This is a genomic window from Streptomyces sp. NPDC008092, from assembly GCF_042957285.1.
GTDB lineage: Bacteria > Actinomycetota > Actinomycetes > Streptomycetales > Streptomycetaceae > Streptomyces.
Genome location: NZ_JBIBHY010000003.1, coordinates 140,091 through 154,677 on the forward strand (window position 1 = coordinate 140,091; position 14,587 = coordinate 154,677).

At 69.9% G+C, this 14,587-nt stretch carries 12 protein-coding genes; 7 read left to right on the forward strand and 5 right to left on the reverse strand.

Features of this window, described 5'->3' with window-relative positions; genetic code table 11:
- Nucleotides 1-13 precede the first annotated feature (13 nt).
- Nucleotides 14-4,597, reverse strand: a complete 4,584-nt coding sequence (locus ACFZB3_RS09825; protein WP_391372482.1) for an FtsK/SpoIIIE domain-containing protein — start codon at nt 4,595-4,597, stop codon at nt 14-16.
- A 245-nt stretch (nt 4,598-4,842) separates the two neighbouring features.
- Here ACFZB3_RS09825 and ACFZB3_RS09830 point away from each other — a divergent pair, with 245 nt between their 5' ends.
- The 6 genes from ACFZB3_RS09830 (at nt 4,843) to ACFZB3_RS09855 (ending at nt 9,761) form a co-directional block, all read left to right on the forward strand.
- Complete coding sequence (locus ACFZB3_RS09830) at nt 4,843-5,145, forward strand: WXG100 family type VII secretion target (RefSeq protein WP_093499785.1); 303 nt, start codon at nt 4,843-4,845, stop codon at nt 5,143-5,145.
- Between the two features lie 120 nt (nt 5,146-5,265).
- Nucleotides 5,266-5,589, forward strand: coding sequence for a hypothetical protein (locus tag ACFZB3_RS09835; protein ID WP_391372486.1), 324 nt, complete (start codon nt 5,266-5,268; stop codon nt 5,587-5,589).
- Nucleotides 5,586-7,106 (forward strand): putative T7SS-secreted protein, encoded by a 1,521-nt coding sequence (locus ACFZB3_RS09840; protein ID WP_391372489.1) that lies wholly within the window; start codon nt 5,586-5,588, stop codon nt 7,104-7,106. The genes ACFZB3_RS09835 and ACFZB3_RS09840 overlap by 4 nt, the downstream gene beginning before the upstream one ends.
- A gap of 205 nt (nt 7,107-7,311) precedes the next feature.
- Entirely contained in the window at nt 7,312-8,490 is a 1,179-nt protein-coding gene (locus tag ACFZB3_RS09845) for a hypothetical protein (RefSeq protein ID WP_391372492.1), read from the forward strand.
- On the forward strand, nt 8,483-9,175 hold the full coding sequence (locus ACFZB3_RS09850) for a hypothetical protein (protein ID WP_391372495.1): 693 nt from the start codon (nt 8,483-8,485) through the stop codon (nt 9,173-9,175). The genes ACFZB3_RS09845 and ACFZB3_RS09850 overlap by 8 nt, the downstream gene beginning before the upstream one ends.
- Nucleotides 9,168-9,761, forward strand: a complete 594-nt coding sequence (locus tag ACFZB3_RS09855; protein WP_391372498.1) for a hypothetical protein — start codon at nt 9,168-9,170, stop codon at nt 9,759-9,761. Before ACFZB3_RS09850 ends, ACFZB3_RS09855 begins: the two co-directional genes overlap by 8 nt.
- Nucleotides 9,762-9,914: 153 nt before the next feature.
- On the opposite strand, the gene ACFZB3_RS09860 is transcribed toward ACFZB3_RS09855, so the two are convergent.
- Together ACFZB3_RS09860 and ACFZB3_RS09865 are read right to left on the reverse strand one after the other, a co-directional pair.
- A complete protein-coding gene (locus ACFZB3_RS09860; RefSeq protein WP_391372501.1) occupies nt 9,915-11,000 on the reverse strand; it encodes a hypothetical protein in 1,086 nt (361 codons plus the stop codon).
- The gene (locus ACFZB3_RS09865) at nt 10,997-11,668 is read right to left on the reverse strand and encodes a hypothetical protein (protein ID WP_391372504.1); all 672 of its coding nucleotides are present in this window, start codon (nt 11,666-11,668) and stop codon (nt 10,997-10,999) included. Before ACFZB3_RS09865 ends, ACFZB3_RS09860 begins: the two co-directional genes overlap by 4 nt.
- 534 nt (nt 11,669-12,202) lie before the next feature.
- On the opposite strand from ACFZB3_RS09865, the gene ACFZB3_RS09870 reads away from it, so the two are divergent.
- The gene (locus tag ACFZB3_RS09870; RefSeq protein WP_391372507.1) at nt 12,203-13,819 is read left to right on the forward strand and encodes a fibronectin type III domain-containing protein; all 1,617 of its coding nucleotides are present in this window, start codon (nt 12,203-12,205) and stop codon (nt 13,817-13,819) included.
- 60 nt (nt 13,820-13,879) lie between these two features.
- Here ACFZB3_RS09870 and ACFZB3_RS09875 read toward each other — a convergent pair whose 3' ends face one another.
- Both ACFZB3_RS09875 and ACFZB3_RS09880 read right to left on the reverse strand, forming a co-directional pair.
- Nucleotides 13,880-14,209 carry a hypothetical protein gene (locus ACFZB3_RS09875; protein ID WP_391372510.1) on the reverse strand — a complete coding sequence of 110 codons (330 nt, stop codon included), beginning with the start codon at nt 14,207-14,209 and terminating at the stop codon, nt 13,880-13,882.
- Nucleotides 14,209-14,556 (reverse strand): hypothetical protein, encoded by a 348-nt coding sequence (locus ACFZB3_RS09880; protein ID WP_391372513.1) that lies wholly within the window; start codon nt 14,554-14,556, stop codon nt 14,209-14,211. Before ACFZB3_RS09880 ends, ACFZB3_RS09875 begins: the two co-directional genes overlap by 1 nt.
- Nucleotides 14,557-14,587: the final 31 nt, after the last annotated feature.

Consider the following 14,587-nt stretch of genomic DNA (forward strand, 5'->3'; position numbering starts at 1 on the left):
CCCCGTCGTACGACTACTGCGGGGTCGTCACCGTGACGTGCTCCCCGCTGCCCAGGTGCAGCATGCCCTTGCCGGGCTGGACCGGCCCGCCCACCATGGCGCGGGTGGTCCGGATGCCGATCAGCTCGCCGGAGCCGGACTCCTGCGGGGAGAGCAGGATGCCCCGGCGGGCCTTCTTGGCGTCGACCTGCCAGCCCGAGAAGCCGTCGCAGATCTCGTCCTCGTCACCGGCGATGACGACAGCAAGGCCCTCCTCGGTGCCGCGCTCCACGATCCGCTTGAAGACGTCCTCGGCGTCGCAGTCGTCCAGCACCTCGGCGTCGTCGACCAGCACGACGACCGGCTCGGCCGGGGACGCCGACGACAGCACCTCCGTCAGCTCGTCCTCGTCCACGTCCCGGCCGGTGAAGACCTTCAGCACGCCTTCCCGGCCGTCCAGTTCACGCAGCGGTGACTGCCGGGGGGCGGCGACGACGATCCGCACGCCGTTGGCCAGGTAGGAGCGGGCGAAGCCCAACAGGGCCGTGGAACGGCCGGACTTGGCGGGCCCGCCGATCACGAACGCGGGCACGCCCTGCGCCAGGTCCGGTCCGAAGGCGGTGAGTTCGTCGCCGCCGACACCCACCAGGGCCCACAGCGGGGCGGCCGCCGCGGCCGGGGTGCGCATCGCCCACGCGTCCTCGAAGGAGATCCGGCCGGGCAGCACGTCCACCCGGAACGGCCGCCGGGAACGCTCCACCTGCGCGTCGCGGGCCTCGGCCGCCTCGCCGATCGCGACGATCGCCGCGTTCTGGCCCTGCCCGGTGGTGTCCGCGGAGAGCAGCGCGAACTGGGTCTCGGCGGCCGTCTCGCTGCGGAAGGCGCGGCCGGGCGGGATCTCCTCGGGAACCTTGCGGGAGTTGATGTCCAGCATCGAGAAGTCGGCGCGGTCGGCGAGCCGCAGACCGTACTTGTCCTCGGTGAGCGAGGAGATCCGGCCGGCCAGGATCTGCCGGTCGCCGGTGAGGACGAGATGGATGCCGACGCTCGCGCCCTCCCGCATCATCACCATGATCTGGTCGGTGAGGTCACCGTGGTTCAGCTCGCCGAGGGTCGGCAGCCAGCCCTCCCAGCGGTCCAGGAGCAGCACGATGTGCGGCAGCCGCTCCGCCTCCGGCACGGCCGCCCGCTGCTCCCCGATGTCCGCGAAGCCGCGGTCGGCGAGCAGCTCCTGACGGCGGTTCAGCTCGCCGGAGAGGCGGGCCATGAGCCGCTCCACCCGCTCGGTCTGGTTGCGGCCGACGACCGCGCCGCAGTGCGGCAGCCGGGTCAGCGCGTTCAGGGCGCCGTTGCCGCAGTCGATGCCGTACAGGTGCACGTCGGCACAGGAGTTGGTGCGGGCCAGCGAACCGGCGATGGTGCGCAGCACCTGGGACCGTCCGGTGCGCGGGGCACCGGCGATGATCAGATGCCCGAAGGTCGCGAAGTCGACGGCGACCGCGCGGCGGGCCTGGTCGGCGGGCAGGTCCTCGACGCCGTAGGCGGCGGCGGGCAGCGCGCCCTGCGCCTGCACGGCCGGTACGTCGTCGAGCAGCAGCATGTCGTCGAGGGCGGGCAGCCACGGCGAGTGCTGGGCCGGGATCCGCAGCGCGGTGTTGGCCTCGCGGACGGCGTCGACGAGCACCTTCAGGTCGGTGATCTCGTCGTCCTCCCTCGCCTCGGACTTCGGCTTGCGCAGCGCGGCCCGCCCCAGGTCCTGCCAGGACAGCGCCCCGGCCCAGGGCGCGAGCGTGGCCGGGTCCGCGGCACCGGGCCGCCGGCCTCCCACCCGTCCCGACTGGAAGGGGACCAGCGAGGCGTGCCCGAGCCGGACGTACGCCCGTCCCGGCGTGCTCTTCGCGATGTGCCCGGCGTCGGGCGCGTCGATGACGTCCGTCGACTCACCGGCGTCGGTCACGCGCAGCGCGATCCGCAGGTTGGTGTTGGCGCGGATCTCGGGCGACACGACGCCGGAGGGCCGCTGGGTGGCGAGCAGCAGGTGGATGCCGAGCGAACGCCCCCGCTGGGCGATGTTGACAAGTCCCGTGACGAAGTCGGGCAGATCGCGCACCATCGACGCGAACTCGTCGATGACGATGAGGAGTCGGGGGACGGGGGAGCGGGACGGATCCCTTCTCACCAGATCCTGGTAGTCCTCGATGTCCTTGGCGTCGGCGGCGGCGAGGATGTGCTCGCGCCGCTTCAGCTCCGCGCCCAGCGACTCCAGGGCCCGCTCCACGAGATGGGCGTCGAGGTCGGTGACCATGCCCACGGTGTGCGGCAGCTGCACGCAGTCCTTGAACGCCGAGCCGCCCTTGTAGTCGACGAGCACGAAGGTCATGTTCTCGGGCGTGTTGGCGACGGCCAGCGCGGCCACGATGGTCTGGAGCAGCTCGGACTTGCCGGAACCGGTGGTACCGGCGATGAGCCCGTGCGGCCCGTCCCGCCGCAGGTCGATGCCGAACGGGCCGTCGTACGACTCCCCGATGACGGCCATCGTGGACTGCCCGCCCATCCGCCAGCGCGCGGCGATCGCGTCCCGCGTGGGCGGTTCCAGCTGGAGCACGTCGAGCAGCCGGCTCGCGGCGGGCAGGGCCGAGTCCTCGCTCTCGCCGCTGATGTCGCGGAGCGGGGAGAGCGAGCGGGCGAGCCGTCCGCACCAGGCGGCGGAGACGAGGTCGGGCCGTACGTTCCGCTTGCGCAGCGCCCCGCTCTGCTCGACGCGCAGCCGCAACTCCAGGTCCTGCGGCGCCTGTTCGTCGCCACCGCCGCCGCTGCCGCTCTGCGGATGCCAGGCCTGGAAGGACGGAAAGCCGCCGACGGCCTGCTGAGCCACGGGCACCGCCTGAGCGGCCTCCGCACCGGCCCGCGGCTCGGCGACCACGACGCCCTGGCACTCCCCGGGCAGGAACCGCTCCTCCTCGTCGAGGCAGATGGAGCGGATGGCGACGCCCGGCCCCTCCTTCAGCAGCCGTACGACACCGGGCATGGACCGCAGCCGCCGCGACCCGTCCCACACGACGACGATGTCGGGGTCGGAGAACGCCGGGCCGTCCGTCTTGCTCCGCCCGCCCTTCTGCAGCGCCTTCTGCCGGCCGTCGAGGAGCTGGGTGAGCTCGCCGACGCGGGCGCCGACGGTCTCGGAGTCGGTGCCGATGAGGACGTTCACGTCCTGGCCGCCGGCCGGGCGGGAGTGCGGCAGCCAGCGCACCCAGTCCCACCGGTCACCGGCGGTGTTGTCGGTGAGGACGTAGAACTGCACGTCCATCGGGCTGTGCAGGACGGCGGTCTGGGCGACGGCCCAACGCCCCAGCGCATGTGCCGAATCGCCCGGCCCGGCGACCCCGATCACCCCGAGGTCGCGCAGCGACAGACCGACCGGGGCGTCCTCGATGTACCAGCGGACCTTGCGCTTGTGCTCGTCCTGCTCGGGGTCGTCGAGCTCGACCTCGGAGGGCACGCGCCCGGTGCCGAACCGGATCAGCAGATGGTCGGCGTCGGTACGCCGCCGCTCCCACAGCCGCGTCCGCGGCCCGGTGCCGTACGTCAGCACGGCCGCCGGATCCGGCACCGCGGCCCGCCGCTCGGACCGCTCCGCGACCAGCGCCTCCTGGGCCTCGTCCTCGATCCGCGCCTTGTGCTCCTTGTACTCCTTGAGCTGCTTGGCGTGGGACTTCCGGCCGTGCTTCTTGTCCATGAAGTAGTTGCCGAAGAGCATGACCGGGCTCATCACGGCCATGATCAGGTAATACCAGCGATGGAACATGAAGACGGAGACGACGGCGCCGACGAGCGGCAGCAGCGCCATCAGCCAGGGCAGCGGCCGGGCCTCGTAGTCGCCGGGCGGGTTCGGCAGCGAGAAGTGCGTCTGCCGGTCGGCGGGGCGCAGCCGCGGGGGCCGGTTGTAGTCGAGCCCGGCACCGTCGTCGGACCACTTGAGGGCGGCGTTGGGCGGGGCGTACCCGGTGATCTCGATGAGGGTGTTGCCGAGGGCGAGCTGGGCGCCGAGCGGCCAGTCACCGCCGCTCTCCGCCTCCTCCCCGTCCAGCCGCGCGCCGTCGGTGTGTATCGCGACTTTGCAGGTGCCGTCGATGGCGATGGTGAGGGTGGCGGCGCGGGCGGGCAGCTCCGGGTCCTCGACGCGGAGGTGGGAGGCGGGCCCGGACCCGATGTCGTACCGCCCGACCCCGAGCCGGTGCACGGCGCCGGCGGCGGGACCGCCCGCGACCCGGAACTCGACGATGCCGGTGGGCTCACCGAGCAGACACCCGGCGGGATCGTGGAGACTGACGACGACACCGTCGCGCAGCGGCGAGCCGACGACGGTGGCGGCCGGGTCGAGGGCGTACCCGTCGACGTAGGCGAGCGGCCCGGACACCCGGACGGCGGCGGCCTGTTGCCGGTGCGCGCCGATGGGTATGACCTGGGCACCGCCCTCGCCGGCGTCCGGATGCCCCCAACCGACCTGCCGGGCCAGCTCCGTTGCGACGTCTCCGACGGTCGACTCGGGATCCGCGTCGAGCACCACGTCGGCGGTGGCACCGCCGACCGGGTCGACAACGGTCAGACTCAGGCGCACGTTCCGTCCCCCAACACACCTAGAGCACCCAACACAACAGTGGAATTGACCTTAGCCGCCCAGCCTTTCCCGGGTGCAACGGGATGAGCACGGTTCACGATTCCACCGCACTGGGGCCGTGCGGTCGCACGCGTCACCCCCGTAGGATCTTTGCTCGTGCGGACGCGGCCATGACATGGCCACGGTCCGCACGGACAACGCCACGGGGGAAGGCCCTGAGGCCACACGAACGGGAGGGAGCCGTCATGGCCGGCAAGGACACAGATCTCACATATGCGGAGATGGAGAAGGTCGCGGGCGACCTGATCAAGGACATGCACGAGCTTGAGGACAAGATCAAGAACGTCGAGAAGCGCGTCTCCGCCCTGGTGGAGAACGGCTTCACCACCCAGAAGGCCTCGGGGGCGTACGACGACTCCATGAAGGACTTCACGAAGGGCGCGACGAAGACGATCCAGGGCCTGCATGGGCTGTCCGACTTCCTGAAGAAGGCCAAGGAAGCGTACGAGCAGCTGGACGACTCGCTGGCGAAGCAGGCCAAGGGCTAGTCGACCGGGCATCTCAGGATGTAACGAGTCACGTCGGTGCGATGGAGCGGTCGGCCATCGCACCGACGGGCTTTGCGCGGACGTTTCTTGAGCTTTCCCAACGGGGCAACGGGGGTAGTTGTGTCGGATCAGACGGCTGATCTCGCACGTATCAAGGAGAGCGCTCGCTCGCTTTCCAGGATCCACAAGGAGTTCGCCGACAACGCGAATCCGGCGAAGGGGCTGGGGGTGCCCGTCTTCGGCGAACAGGGTCTGGTCGACGTCTTCGACGACTTCGGAGACAACTGGCGAGTCCACCGCGGGCATCTGCTCGACGAACTGGAGAAACTCTCGAAGATCCTCACCGCCGCGGCGAAGGGCTACGAGGACATCGACCACCAACTCGCCGATGCCCTGCGCGGTACGGATGCCAAGCCGGCCGCGCCCACCGGAGGCGCGAAGTGACGCGGCCCCGGGCCGACGAATGGGCGGTGATCGGCGAGCCGGCCGATCCGGTGCCCGGCGACCCGGACGAGGTCGCCGCACTCGGCAGAGAGCTGCGCAAGACCGCCGAGTCCATCAAGAAGCAGGCCGCCGAGATCAAGGCGATGTCCTCGGTCGAGGCGTGGCAGAGCAAGGCGGCGGACGAATTCCGCCAGCAGGCCCAGGAGGCCGAGGGGAAACTGCGCAAGGCCTTCCAGCGCTACGATGCGGCGGCCGACGCACTGGGCGAGCGGGTCCTGGACGGTTCGTCCTCCACCGAGTACGCCTCGGAGCTCCACCGGGCGCAGCAGATGGCCGACAAGGCACTCCGCGACGCCCGGACCGCCGACGACGAGCACCGGGCGAGCGGCAGCGCCCTGGACAAGCTGCCCAAGGACACCCCGGACGACGATCCGGGCCGCAAGAAGCTGCAGAGCCGTCAGGAAGCGGCCGGTTCAGCGATGGAGAGGGCGAAGCGGGACCTGGAGGCGGCGAAGGACCTCCGCGACGCGGCAGCCAAACGAGCCCGCGACGCGATCCGTCACGCCATCGACCACGACGGTCTCAAGGACAGCAGGTGGGACAAGTTCAAGGGGTGGGTGCACGATCATGCGGGGGTGATCGAGTCGATCCTTGCGTGGAGCGGCTGGATCGCCACGATCTGCGGGACGCTGTCCTTGATGGTGGGGTGGATCCCGATCGTCGGCCAGGCGCTCGCCGGCATCCTGGGCAGCATCGCACTGCTCGCCACCCTGGTTTCGCTCGTGGGGCACGTCCTGCTGGCCCTGTCCGGCGACGGCAGCTGGTTCGACGTCGCTCTCGACGTCGTGGGCCTCGTCACGCTGGGCATCGGCCGCGGTGCCATCGCGGGGGCCAAGGGCGCGTCACTGGCCGCGAAAGTCTCCGCGAGAACCGCGGCAGGGCGGATGCTCAGGGGCGCCATCAGGGCGAAGCCCGGTTCGGCCGCCTATGACCGGGCGTTGAGCCAGACATGGCGGAAAGCCAACGAACTCAGCGGTGGTGCGCTGCGCGGCAAGGCCGGTGCCGAGGCCCTCGCCGGCGCACCGAAGGGATGGAACCCCGGAACCGCGCGGCTCCTGGACGCCTTCAGTCCCAAGTCGATCGGCAAGGAGACGTGGGAAGGCCTCAAGGGCGTCCAGGACCTCAAATGGAGCAACCTGCGGCAGCTGGGTGACGGTTCCACCTGGGCCGGAGCACGACCACGGCTCGGGGACAGCGGCATCGCCGGGCTGGAGAACAGCATGGGCCGGATCTCGGAGTCCTTGCGAGCCGACGATGCCGTGAAGGCGGCCAGCGGCGTGTTCAAGACGCAGACCCGGATCTGGGCGGGCTCGACCTTCGTCGCCTCGGCCACCGACCTCCTCGACAAGGGCGAGATCACGGGTTGGATCGGGGATCATGTCGGGATCAGTGGGCTGGACGACGGGGTCTGGTCGGCGACCGGAGTCAAGGACGCCACGACGACGAGCGATGGGTGAGCGGACAGTGAGGGCCGAGCAGCGGACGACGGAGGAGTTGCCGGGCAGGCAGAACGCCCTGGTGCGGCCCAGACGTATGCGCCCGCACAACGTCGATGTCGTACGCCGGGCTCGTCTCTACGCGGACGGAAGGACCCTCGTCGTACGTGACCGTCGCCTGAGGGAGCGCCGGTATCCGGTCGGTCCCGGAGGCATTCGGCGAGCCGTGTTCGTCCCGCCGCCGACCGACGTGTGGGAAACCGTCACCAAGCGGCCTGCCGAACGCTGGGGTGTGTTGCTCTTCCAGAACGAGGACGGACATGACGTCTTGTGCATCCCCCTCGCCGAATGGCTGCCGGAAGCCGAAGTCGTGGGGATCCTGGATCTGAAACCCGCGGAGTGCCTGGACCGGACCGGGCTGCGGGAGCTGGCCGCGGCTCTCGTTGTCCCGGTGGAGGAGAAGCCGCGTTCCAGGACCGGTAAAGGCGCGATGCCGGAACCGGGCAGCTCGGGGCAGGCTCCGGACCGCGCGGTTCATCGCGAACTGCCGCGCTGGCACGGCTGGATCAGAGGGTTCGGCTTCTTCGGCTGGCTCGTCGCGCTCGTCGTCGCCTTCGCGGGTGATGCCGACTGGTGTCTGCCGGTCGCCGCGGGCGCGCTGTTCGCGGTACCGGCAGCCGACTCCGTGGTGCGTGTCGGCGGGTGGTGGCGCAACCGACGGGACGCCGGCCGGTACTTCGCCGAGGCGGCGCTGATCACGCCCGAACCGGCGACAGGCGAGGGAGCCACGCCCAGATTTCGCCGCACGGCGTCCGTACGCGTGCTGCCCGGTGATGTGGTGCTGACCGACACCGTCGGTCGGGAGCGCTGGCTCGGACGCGACGGCGCGCACGGCGTCGCGCAGCTCGTACGCCTCGTGTCCCCGGGGGACCGGCAGCCGCTGGGCGTCGAGTTCAGGGATCGCAGCGGCCAGGCCCGGGCGCTGTTGCCATGGCGGCACTGGTTCGCCGGCCCGCAGGGCCGGAGTCGCTGGGAGGAAGCGGTCTCGGCGCTCTCGGTCAGCGCAGTGGACGAGGAGGTGCGAAACAGCAGACAGACCACGGGAGCCACGAAGCCCTGGTGGCATAGCCACCCCCTCGCCGCTGACGCCCGCGCGATGTCGCCTCTGCCGGCCAAGGACGCGCGCGCCGAGTCGAATTGGCACAGTTCGGTGATCGGCGGGAACGAGCTGCTGCTGGTTCCCTTCTTCAGCCTCGTGCTGCTCGCCGGACTCTTCGGTGACAGCCTCACAGCGCGCCTTGCCGGTCTGTTCTCCGCACTGACCATCGTGGCCGAATGGGGCCCGGCTGCGGCGAAGTCGCTGTTCAGCCGATTCCACTACGACAAGCCGAACGAGCATGCATGACGACACCGGCCGGACCGACCACCCCGGAGCCACTGTGACCGCGAACGCGGGCAGCACCCGCAATCCCGCATCCCCCGCCGATTACCGGCTGCTGCTGCCGGACGGCTGGTTCCGGGTACGGATCGACCCGGAGGGGCGCGAGGGCTCGGTCGACGCCCTGGTCGACCGTCAGTTCGCGGGGGTCGACAACGCACCCCACCTCAAGCGGCAACTGCGGGACGAGCTCCTGGCGCAGGCCACGGCGGCCTACGGGGACGGCGGAATCGAGCTGTACCTCAGTCTCCAGCAGGCGGGCCCCCTCACGATCCCCGCTTCCCTGCTGATCACGCTGCTTCGACCGGCGCCCGGCACAGCCCAGCTTGACCCGACCGAACTGGCCAGACGTCTCTCGGCCGACATGGCCGCCGAGGCCAGGGTCCTGGAGCTGACGGCGGGCACGGCGGTCCGCGTGCGCCGGACGACAGGGCAACCGGGCACCCCTGCTCCGGCCGGGGCTCCCGGAAGCGGCGACGAGGCGCTCCCCTCCGTCACCGTGGACTACCAACTACCGGTGCCGGGAACCACGGCGTACCTTCTGTTGACCTTCTCCACCCCACTCCTGCAGATCGCCGACGCCATGGTCGAGCTTTTCGACGCGGTGGCCGGCTCGCTCGCCTGGCTGGACGGTGACGACACCTATGAGTGACATCGAGACATGCGGCATCGTCTGCCCGACGGACTGGGTGCCACTCCCGCTCGATCCCTCGGACGACGTGAAGAAGTGGGCGAAGACCACCGCGGCGGAACTCGGCGAGCGGAGCCGTGCGGCGGGTTACGAGCTGGACAGCAGAGGCCTGCGGAAGGACCTGCGGGGCTGGGCCGAGGACAGCCGCAGCCGCGGTCCGCTGTACGGCTTCGCCTTCTATCCGGACGGGTTCGACACCGCCCTGGCCCTCCTGGAGGTCGAGGTCGTCCGGCCCGACGAGACGGTCCCCCGGCTGTCCCTCAAGTGGCTGGCGGAGACGTTCAGCACACACGAATTCGGTCCCCCGCAGATCTCACACCCCGAACTGCCTCTCGGCCCCGCCGTGCGCCTCCGCCAGAACTTCGCAGCGGCAGGCATGCCACGCGGCGGTCCCGGAGTGCTGCTGCAGACAGTCACGTACGGCGTCCTCCCGGAAGGCACTGACAACGCCGTCCTGCTCCAGGTCTCCTGGCCCGTGCCAGGCATCGACGAGGAGATGGAGGAAGCCGCGGACAGCATCGCGCGGACGTTGACGGTGGGGTTCTGAGGCGAGAGCGCCGATGGTCGTCGACCGACCGTCGACGACCACGCGACTGCACACGCGACTGTCCCGGCCCAGGCCGGCACTGCCGTGCCGACCGCCGGGTGCATTGTGAACGGCACGGCGAATTCCCGCATTCCTCGGGGCACACGCGTCCGATCAGCGAACGACCGCCTGGATTTCCTTGACGGTCACGTCCTGCGTGGTTCCGAAGGTGCCGTCGGGCAGGTCGTCTCCCGTGTCGCCGGTGCCCGTCCAGGAGATCTTCCACGTGATCGTCGCCCGGAGCTTGAAGACGCCGTCGCCGGAGGAGCGCAGGTACCTGATTCCGCAGGGCGGTGTCGTGCCCGCGTCTCCCTTGGCGTAGGGCTTGCCGATGGAACCGTCGGCGTTGAAGACGCACTCGCCGGAGGCGGGGAAGGTCTCGGCGTCCGTGGTGCCGGGTTCGAGCTTGAGGGAGACGGGCTTCGCGGTGGTCGTGGCCCGGACGGCGAAGCCGGGGACATCGAGGGCCGCCGTGGCCTGCACCTCACCGAAGACGGCCTTGTCGAGCCAGGCCCAGGTCGGCAGGTTCACCTTGGTGGTGCCTTCGGGCGCGAGGGTCACCTTCGTGTCGGGCAACTGCATGCGCTGGTACGCGAGGGCGGCGAGGATCTCCGGGGTGACGGCCTCTTCGTACCGGGCCGGCGGGGCGTCGCCGTTCTCGACCCAGAAGGGGAGGTCGTTGCACGAGCTCCGCTTGAGTATGTCGGGTTCATCCGGATTCTCGACCGCGGCCCAGAACATCCCCTCGCCGTCCTTGTCGACGTTGTAGTCCTTGTAGCCGGGGGTGTCGGTCCAGCCGTACCCGTCCTCGTAGTGCTGCTGCATCTCGCCGATCGCCGCGCCCGCGGTGCCGCCCATACCGGGCGTGTTCTTGGCGCTCTCGATCTGCTCGGACATCTTCTTCTTGAAGTCCTTCGCGCCGAGGTACGGGGCGTACCAGCACGGCGGCGGCGTCCAGTTGACGTCGGAGGACGTGACGTTTCCGGTGCTGCCGTCGTGGGTTACGGCGCCGGAGTACTGGATGCGGGCGGCGGCGTAGATGCCGGTGTCGTCCTTGCCGCCCTTCTCGTTCGTGCCGGCTCCATGGACGTTGCTCGAAGGTTCTGCCGAGTAGGCGGGTGCCGTGAGGGTGGTGACGCCGAGGGTCAGTGCCAGGGCGGCTACGCCGGCGCCGAGAGCCGCACGCCGTGGCATGTTCATCGGCACTTCGCTGCCTTCGCCTCGACGAACACCTTGGATGCCTGCCACAGGCCTTCGCTCGTGGGGAGCTTCACCATGATGATCTTGAAGTAGTCGTAGTCCGCGAGGCTGGGTTCGGTCTTCAAGACCTTCCCGTTCTTGACCTCTTTGCCGTAGAACTTGCTTGAGTCCACGCAGAAGTCGACCTCCACCGAGTTGCCGTTCGAGGCGGAGCGGGTGGTGGCCTGGTAATGACGTCGGGTGCCAGTGGCAGTCCAGCCGCCGTCGACCCTGTCGTTGATCTGCGTCTGTGCGTAGCTCAGCCCGTCGCCCGTGGAGTAGGCCGTTACGGCCGCGACCTTGGACGTGCGTTTGTAGACACCGTGGTAGATGGCGCGGACGTAGTTCGCCGCGTCCTCCATCGCCGCCGCCTCGTTCTTGTCCTTCGGCTTCTCCCAGTCGAAGACCAGGTTCACGTCCTTGGGCAGCGACACGTCCACGCCGTCCGGCTTGTCCGCTTCCGGTGCTCCCGAAGCCGATGCCGAAGCCGTCGGCGTCTTCGTGTCCTGGTCGGCGCCGGCGATCTTGGCGTTGTCGCCGGCCTTGTCGTCCCCGCTGCCGCAGGCGGTCAACAGCAGTGCCGCGGTTGCCGCGAGGGCGGCAGCGGCGGGCAAAGTACGGCGCTTCACAGTGAACTCCCCGTGAGACAAAAGTCCATTCAAGGGGTCCGACGCTATCGGGGAGGTTCTCGGTTTCGCCAGCGCGAACTTCCCTGTGAATGGTGATAATTCTGGGCGCATGGGGTGCTCGGGGGGTGTGAGGTGCGTCCTGATCACGCCTGGACGGAGGGCGGCCTCAGACGTGTTTGCATGCCCAAGTCCCAGGCGTCGTGGGGCGTGAGTTCCGCGCGTCAACAAGGTTGATCGGACGCGGGGGAGTGGTCTTCGGCGACGAGACCGTCGCCGCCGCCGTGATCGCCGGCCTCGTCCACCACGCCGAGGCCCACTCCCTCAAGGCCGATGGAGGGCCGGGCTGTCGGGAGTTGCTGTCCGTTGCGGTGACTGCCATCTGGCGTTCATGACCGTCCTGCCGCGCCGGTCGTCTGTTCTTCCTAGCGTCCGTGCCTGTGCGCACCACTGGCCTGCCGCAGTCCGCTGCCGTGTTCGAACCGCTGCTGTCCGGTCGGTGTTCGACTGCACCCGAAGACGCGAAAGGCCCTCGGAATGTCCGAAGAATCCAAGCAAACTCGAATCTCTCGACGTAACGCGCTCGGCCTGGTCGGCGCGACAGTGTCCGGCGCCGCCGCCGGGCCGCTGATCCTCGGCGCCGGAACCGCCGAGGCGGCTCCGGCGAGGTCGGAGGTCACCGGTCTCACCACCGGCTCGGCCACCACCCCCGTTCAGGGCCTGCACCTGACCTTCGGCGCCGACCCGCGGAGCCAGATGGTCGTCTCGTGGGTCACGGACGCGGCCGTCAAGAACCCGCGGGTCGTCTACGGCACGCTGAGCGGAGGCTTCGGCTCCACAGCGCACGCGACGACGAAGACCTACGTGGACGGCACCTCCGGGCGGACCGTCTGGGTCCATCACGCGCTGATCAGCAAGCTCAGGGCCGACACCGACTACCTGTACGCGGCCCAGCACGACGGCGCCACCCCCGACGCCGGCACCTTCCACACGGCGCCGTCCGGCAGAGCCCCGTTCACCTTCACCAGCTTCGGCGACCAGGGCACGCCCAGCGTGACGTGGAAGACCGCTGCGAACCCGGCCGACGCCTCGGGCCGGGACTTCGAGCCCAACGCCACGCCCGCCGCTGCCGACATCGTCACCGGCATCGAGAAGGTCGGCCCGCTGTTCCACCTCCTCAACGGTGACCTCTGCTACGCCAACACCGGGCCCGACCGCATCCGCGTCTGGCACGACTTCCTCACCAACAACAGCCGCTCGGCGCGATTCCGTCCGTGGATGCCGGCCGCGGGCAACCACGAGATCGAGCTGGGCAACGGCAAGATCGGTCTCGACGCGTACCAGACCTACTTCGAGCTGCCCTCGACCGAGACCCAGCCCGAACTCGACAACCTCTGGTACACCTTCACCGTCGGCTCGGTGAAGGTGATCTCCCTGCAGAACGACGACATCGCCCTGCAGGAGGGCGGCGACATCTACATCAACGGCTACTCCGGTGGCCGGCAGCTCGCCTGGCTGGAGAAGGAGCTCAAGTCGGCACGGGCTTCGAAGGACATCGACTGGATCGTCATCTGCATGCACCAGGTGATGATCAGCTCGGCGACCGCCGCGAACGGCCCCGACGTCGCGCTGCGTGCGGCGTACGGCCCGCTGTTCGACAAGTACGGCGTCGACCTGGTGGTCTGTGGCCACGAGCACGACTACGAGCGGTCGTTGGCGGTGCGTGGCGTCGTCCCCGGCAGCGTCACCCTGACGCCCAACCCGAGCCAGACCGCACTCGACGTGATCGAGAGCGAGCACGGCACGACGCACATGGTCCTCGGCGGTGGCGGCGTGTCCGGCATCACCAACAACAGCTTCACCACCGACGACGCCGACGGGCACGGGCATCACTCGGCGTACGTCCAGATGGAGCACGTCGGCAAGTTCAACTCGGTCAAGGAGAAGGAGACGGCGGTCTGGATCGGCGTCCGGGACGCCGAGCATCCGTACGGCTTCGCCGAGTTCGCCGTCGACCCGGGCCGTCACCCCGGTGACATGACCCGCATCCACGTCACCTACTACAACATCATCACGCCCACAGGTGAGCTGTCGGTCTTCGAGCAGTTCACGCTCCAGCGCCGTCGCAGCGACGGCGGCAACGGCCACCACTGACCCACCGCGACCAGCGGCAGTAGCCGTCGGTGCCTGGCCGGGACGACGTCCCGGCCAGCGTCATCCCCTGTTGCCCTCGGCCTTCGGCGCCGGCAGGCGCATGCCCCGGGACTCGGCGACGCGCAGCGCGTCGGTGAGGCATTCGGCGAGGCGGATGCCGGCGTAGCGGACCTCGGTGTACGGCGACATCGGGTCGTCCAGCACCTGGCGGGCGCTGACAAGGACGTCGGTGCCGGTGGCGAGCTGGGTGGCCTCCAGGTCGTCGGCGAAGCGGGAGAGGTAGCCGCCGTTGTCGTCCGTGACCAGGTAGCAGGGCTTGCCCTCGGGGGTGGGCCAGGGGAGGAGGCGGGGGGAGGTCGGGGTGCGGGCGTGGCTGTTCGCTTGTTCCATTACGCAGCCACCTCCGGCACGCCGATCACGTGCTGGTCGAGGTCGATCCCGAAGTCGGCGGCGAGCACGAGGGCGAGGCGGCGGCGCTGCTGGAGGGCGGCCTCGCGTTCGTGGGCGGTGAGGTAGGGACGGATGAGGGCGGAGTCGGTGCCGTCGAGGAGGGTGGCCAGGCCGTACGGCGATCGGTGGCCGGGGAGGTGCGAGGGCTCGGCGGTGAGGGGGCAGCGTACGAGGGTGAGGTGCAGGTGGGGGAACGGCGGACGGTGAGGGCGGCGGCGCCGTTTCCCGGTGCCGGGGGCCAAGAGGAGGCGCAGCCACTGGAGGGTGCGGGGGATAAGGTCGTGCATGTCGACGCTCCTTGTAAGCGTTGGCCGTGCC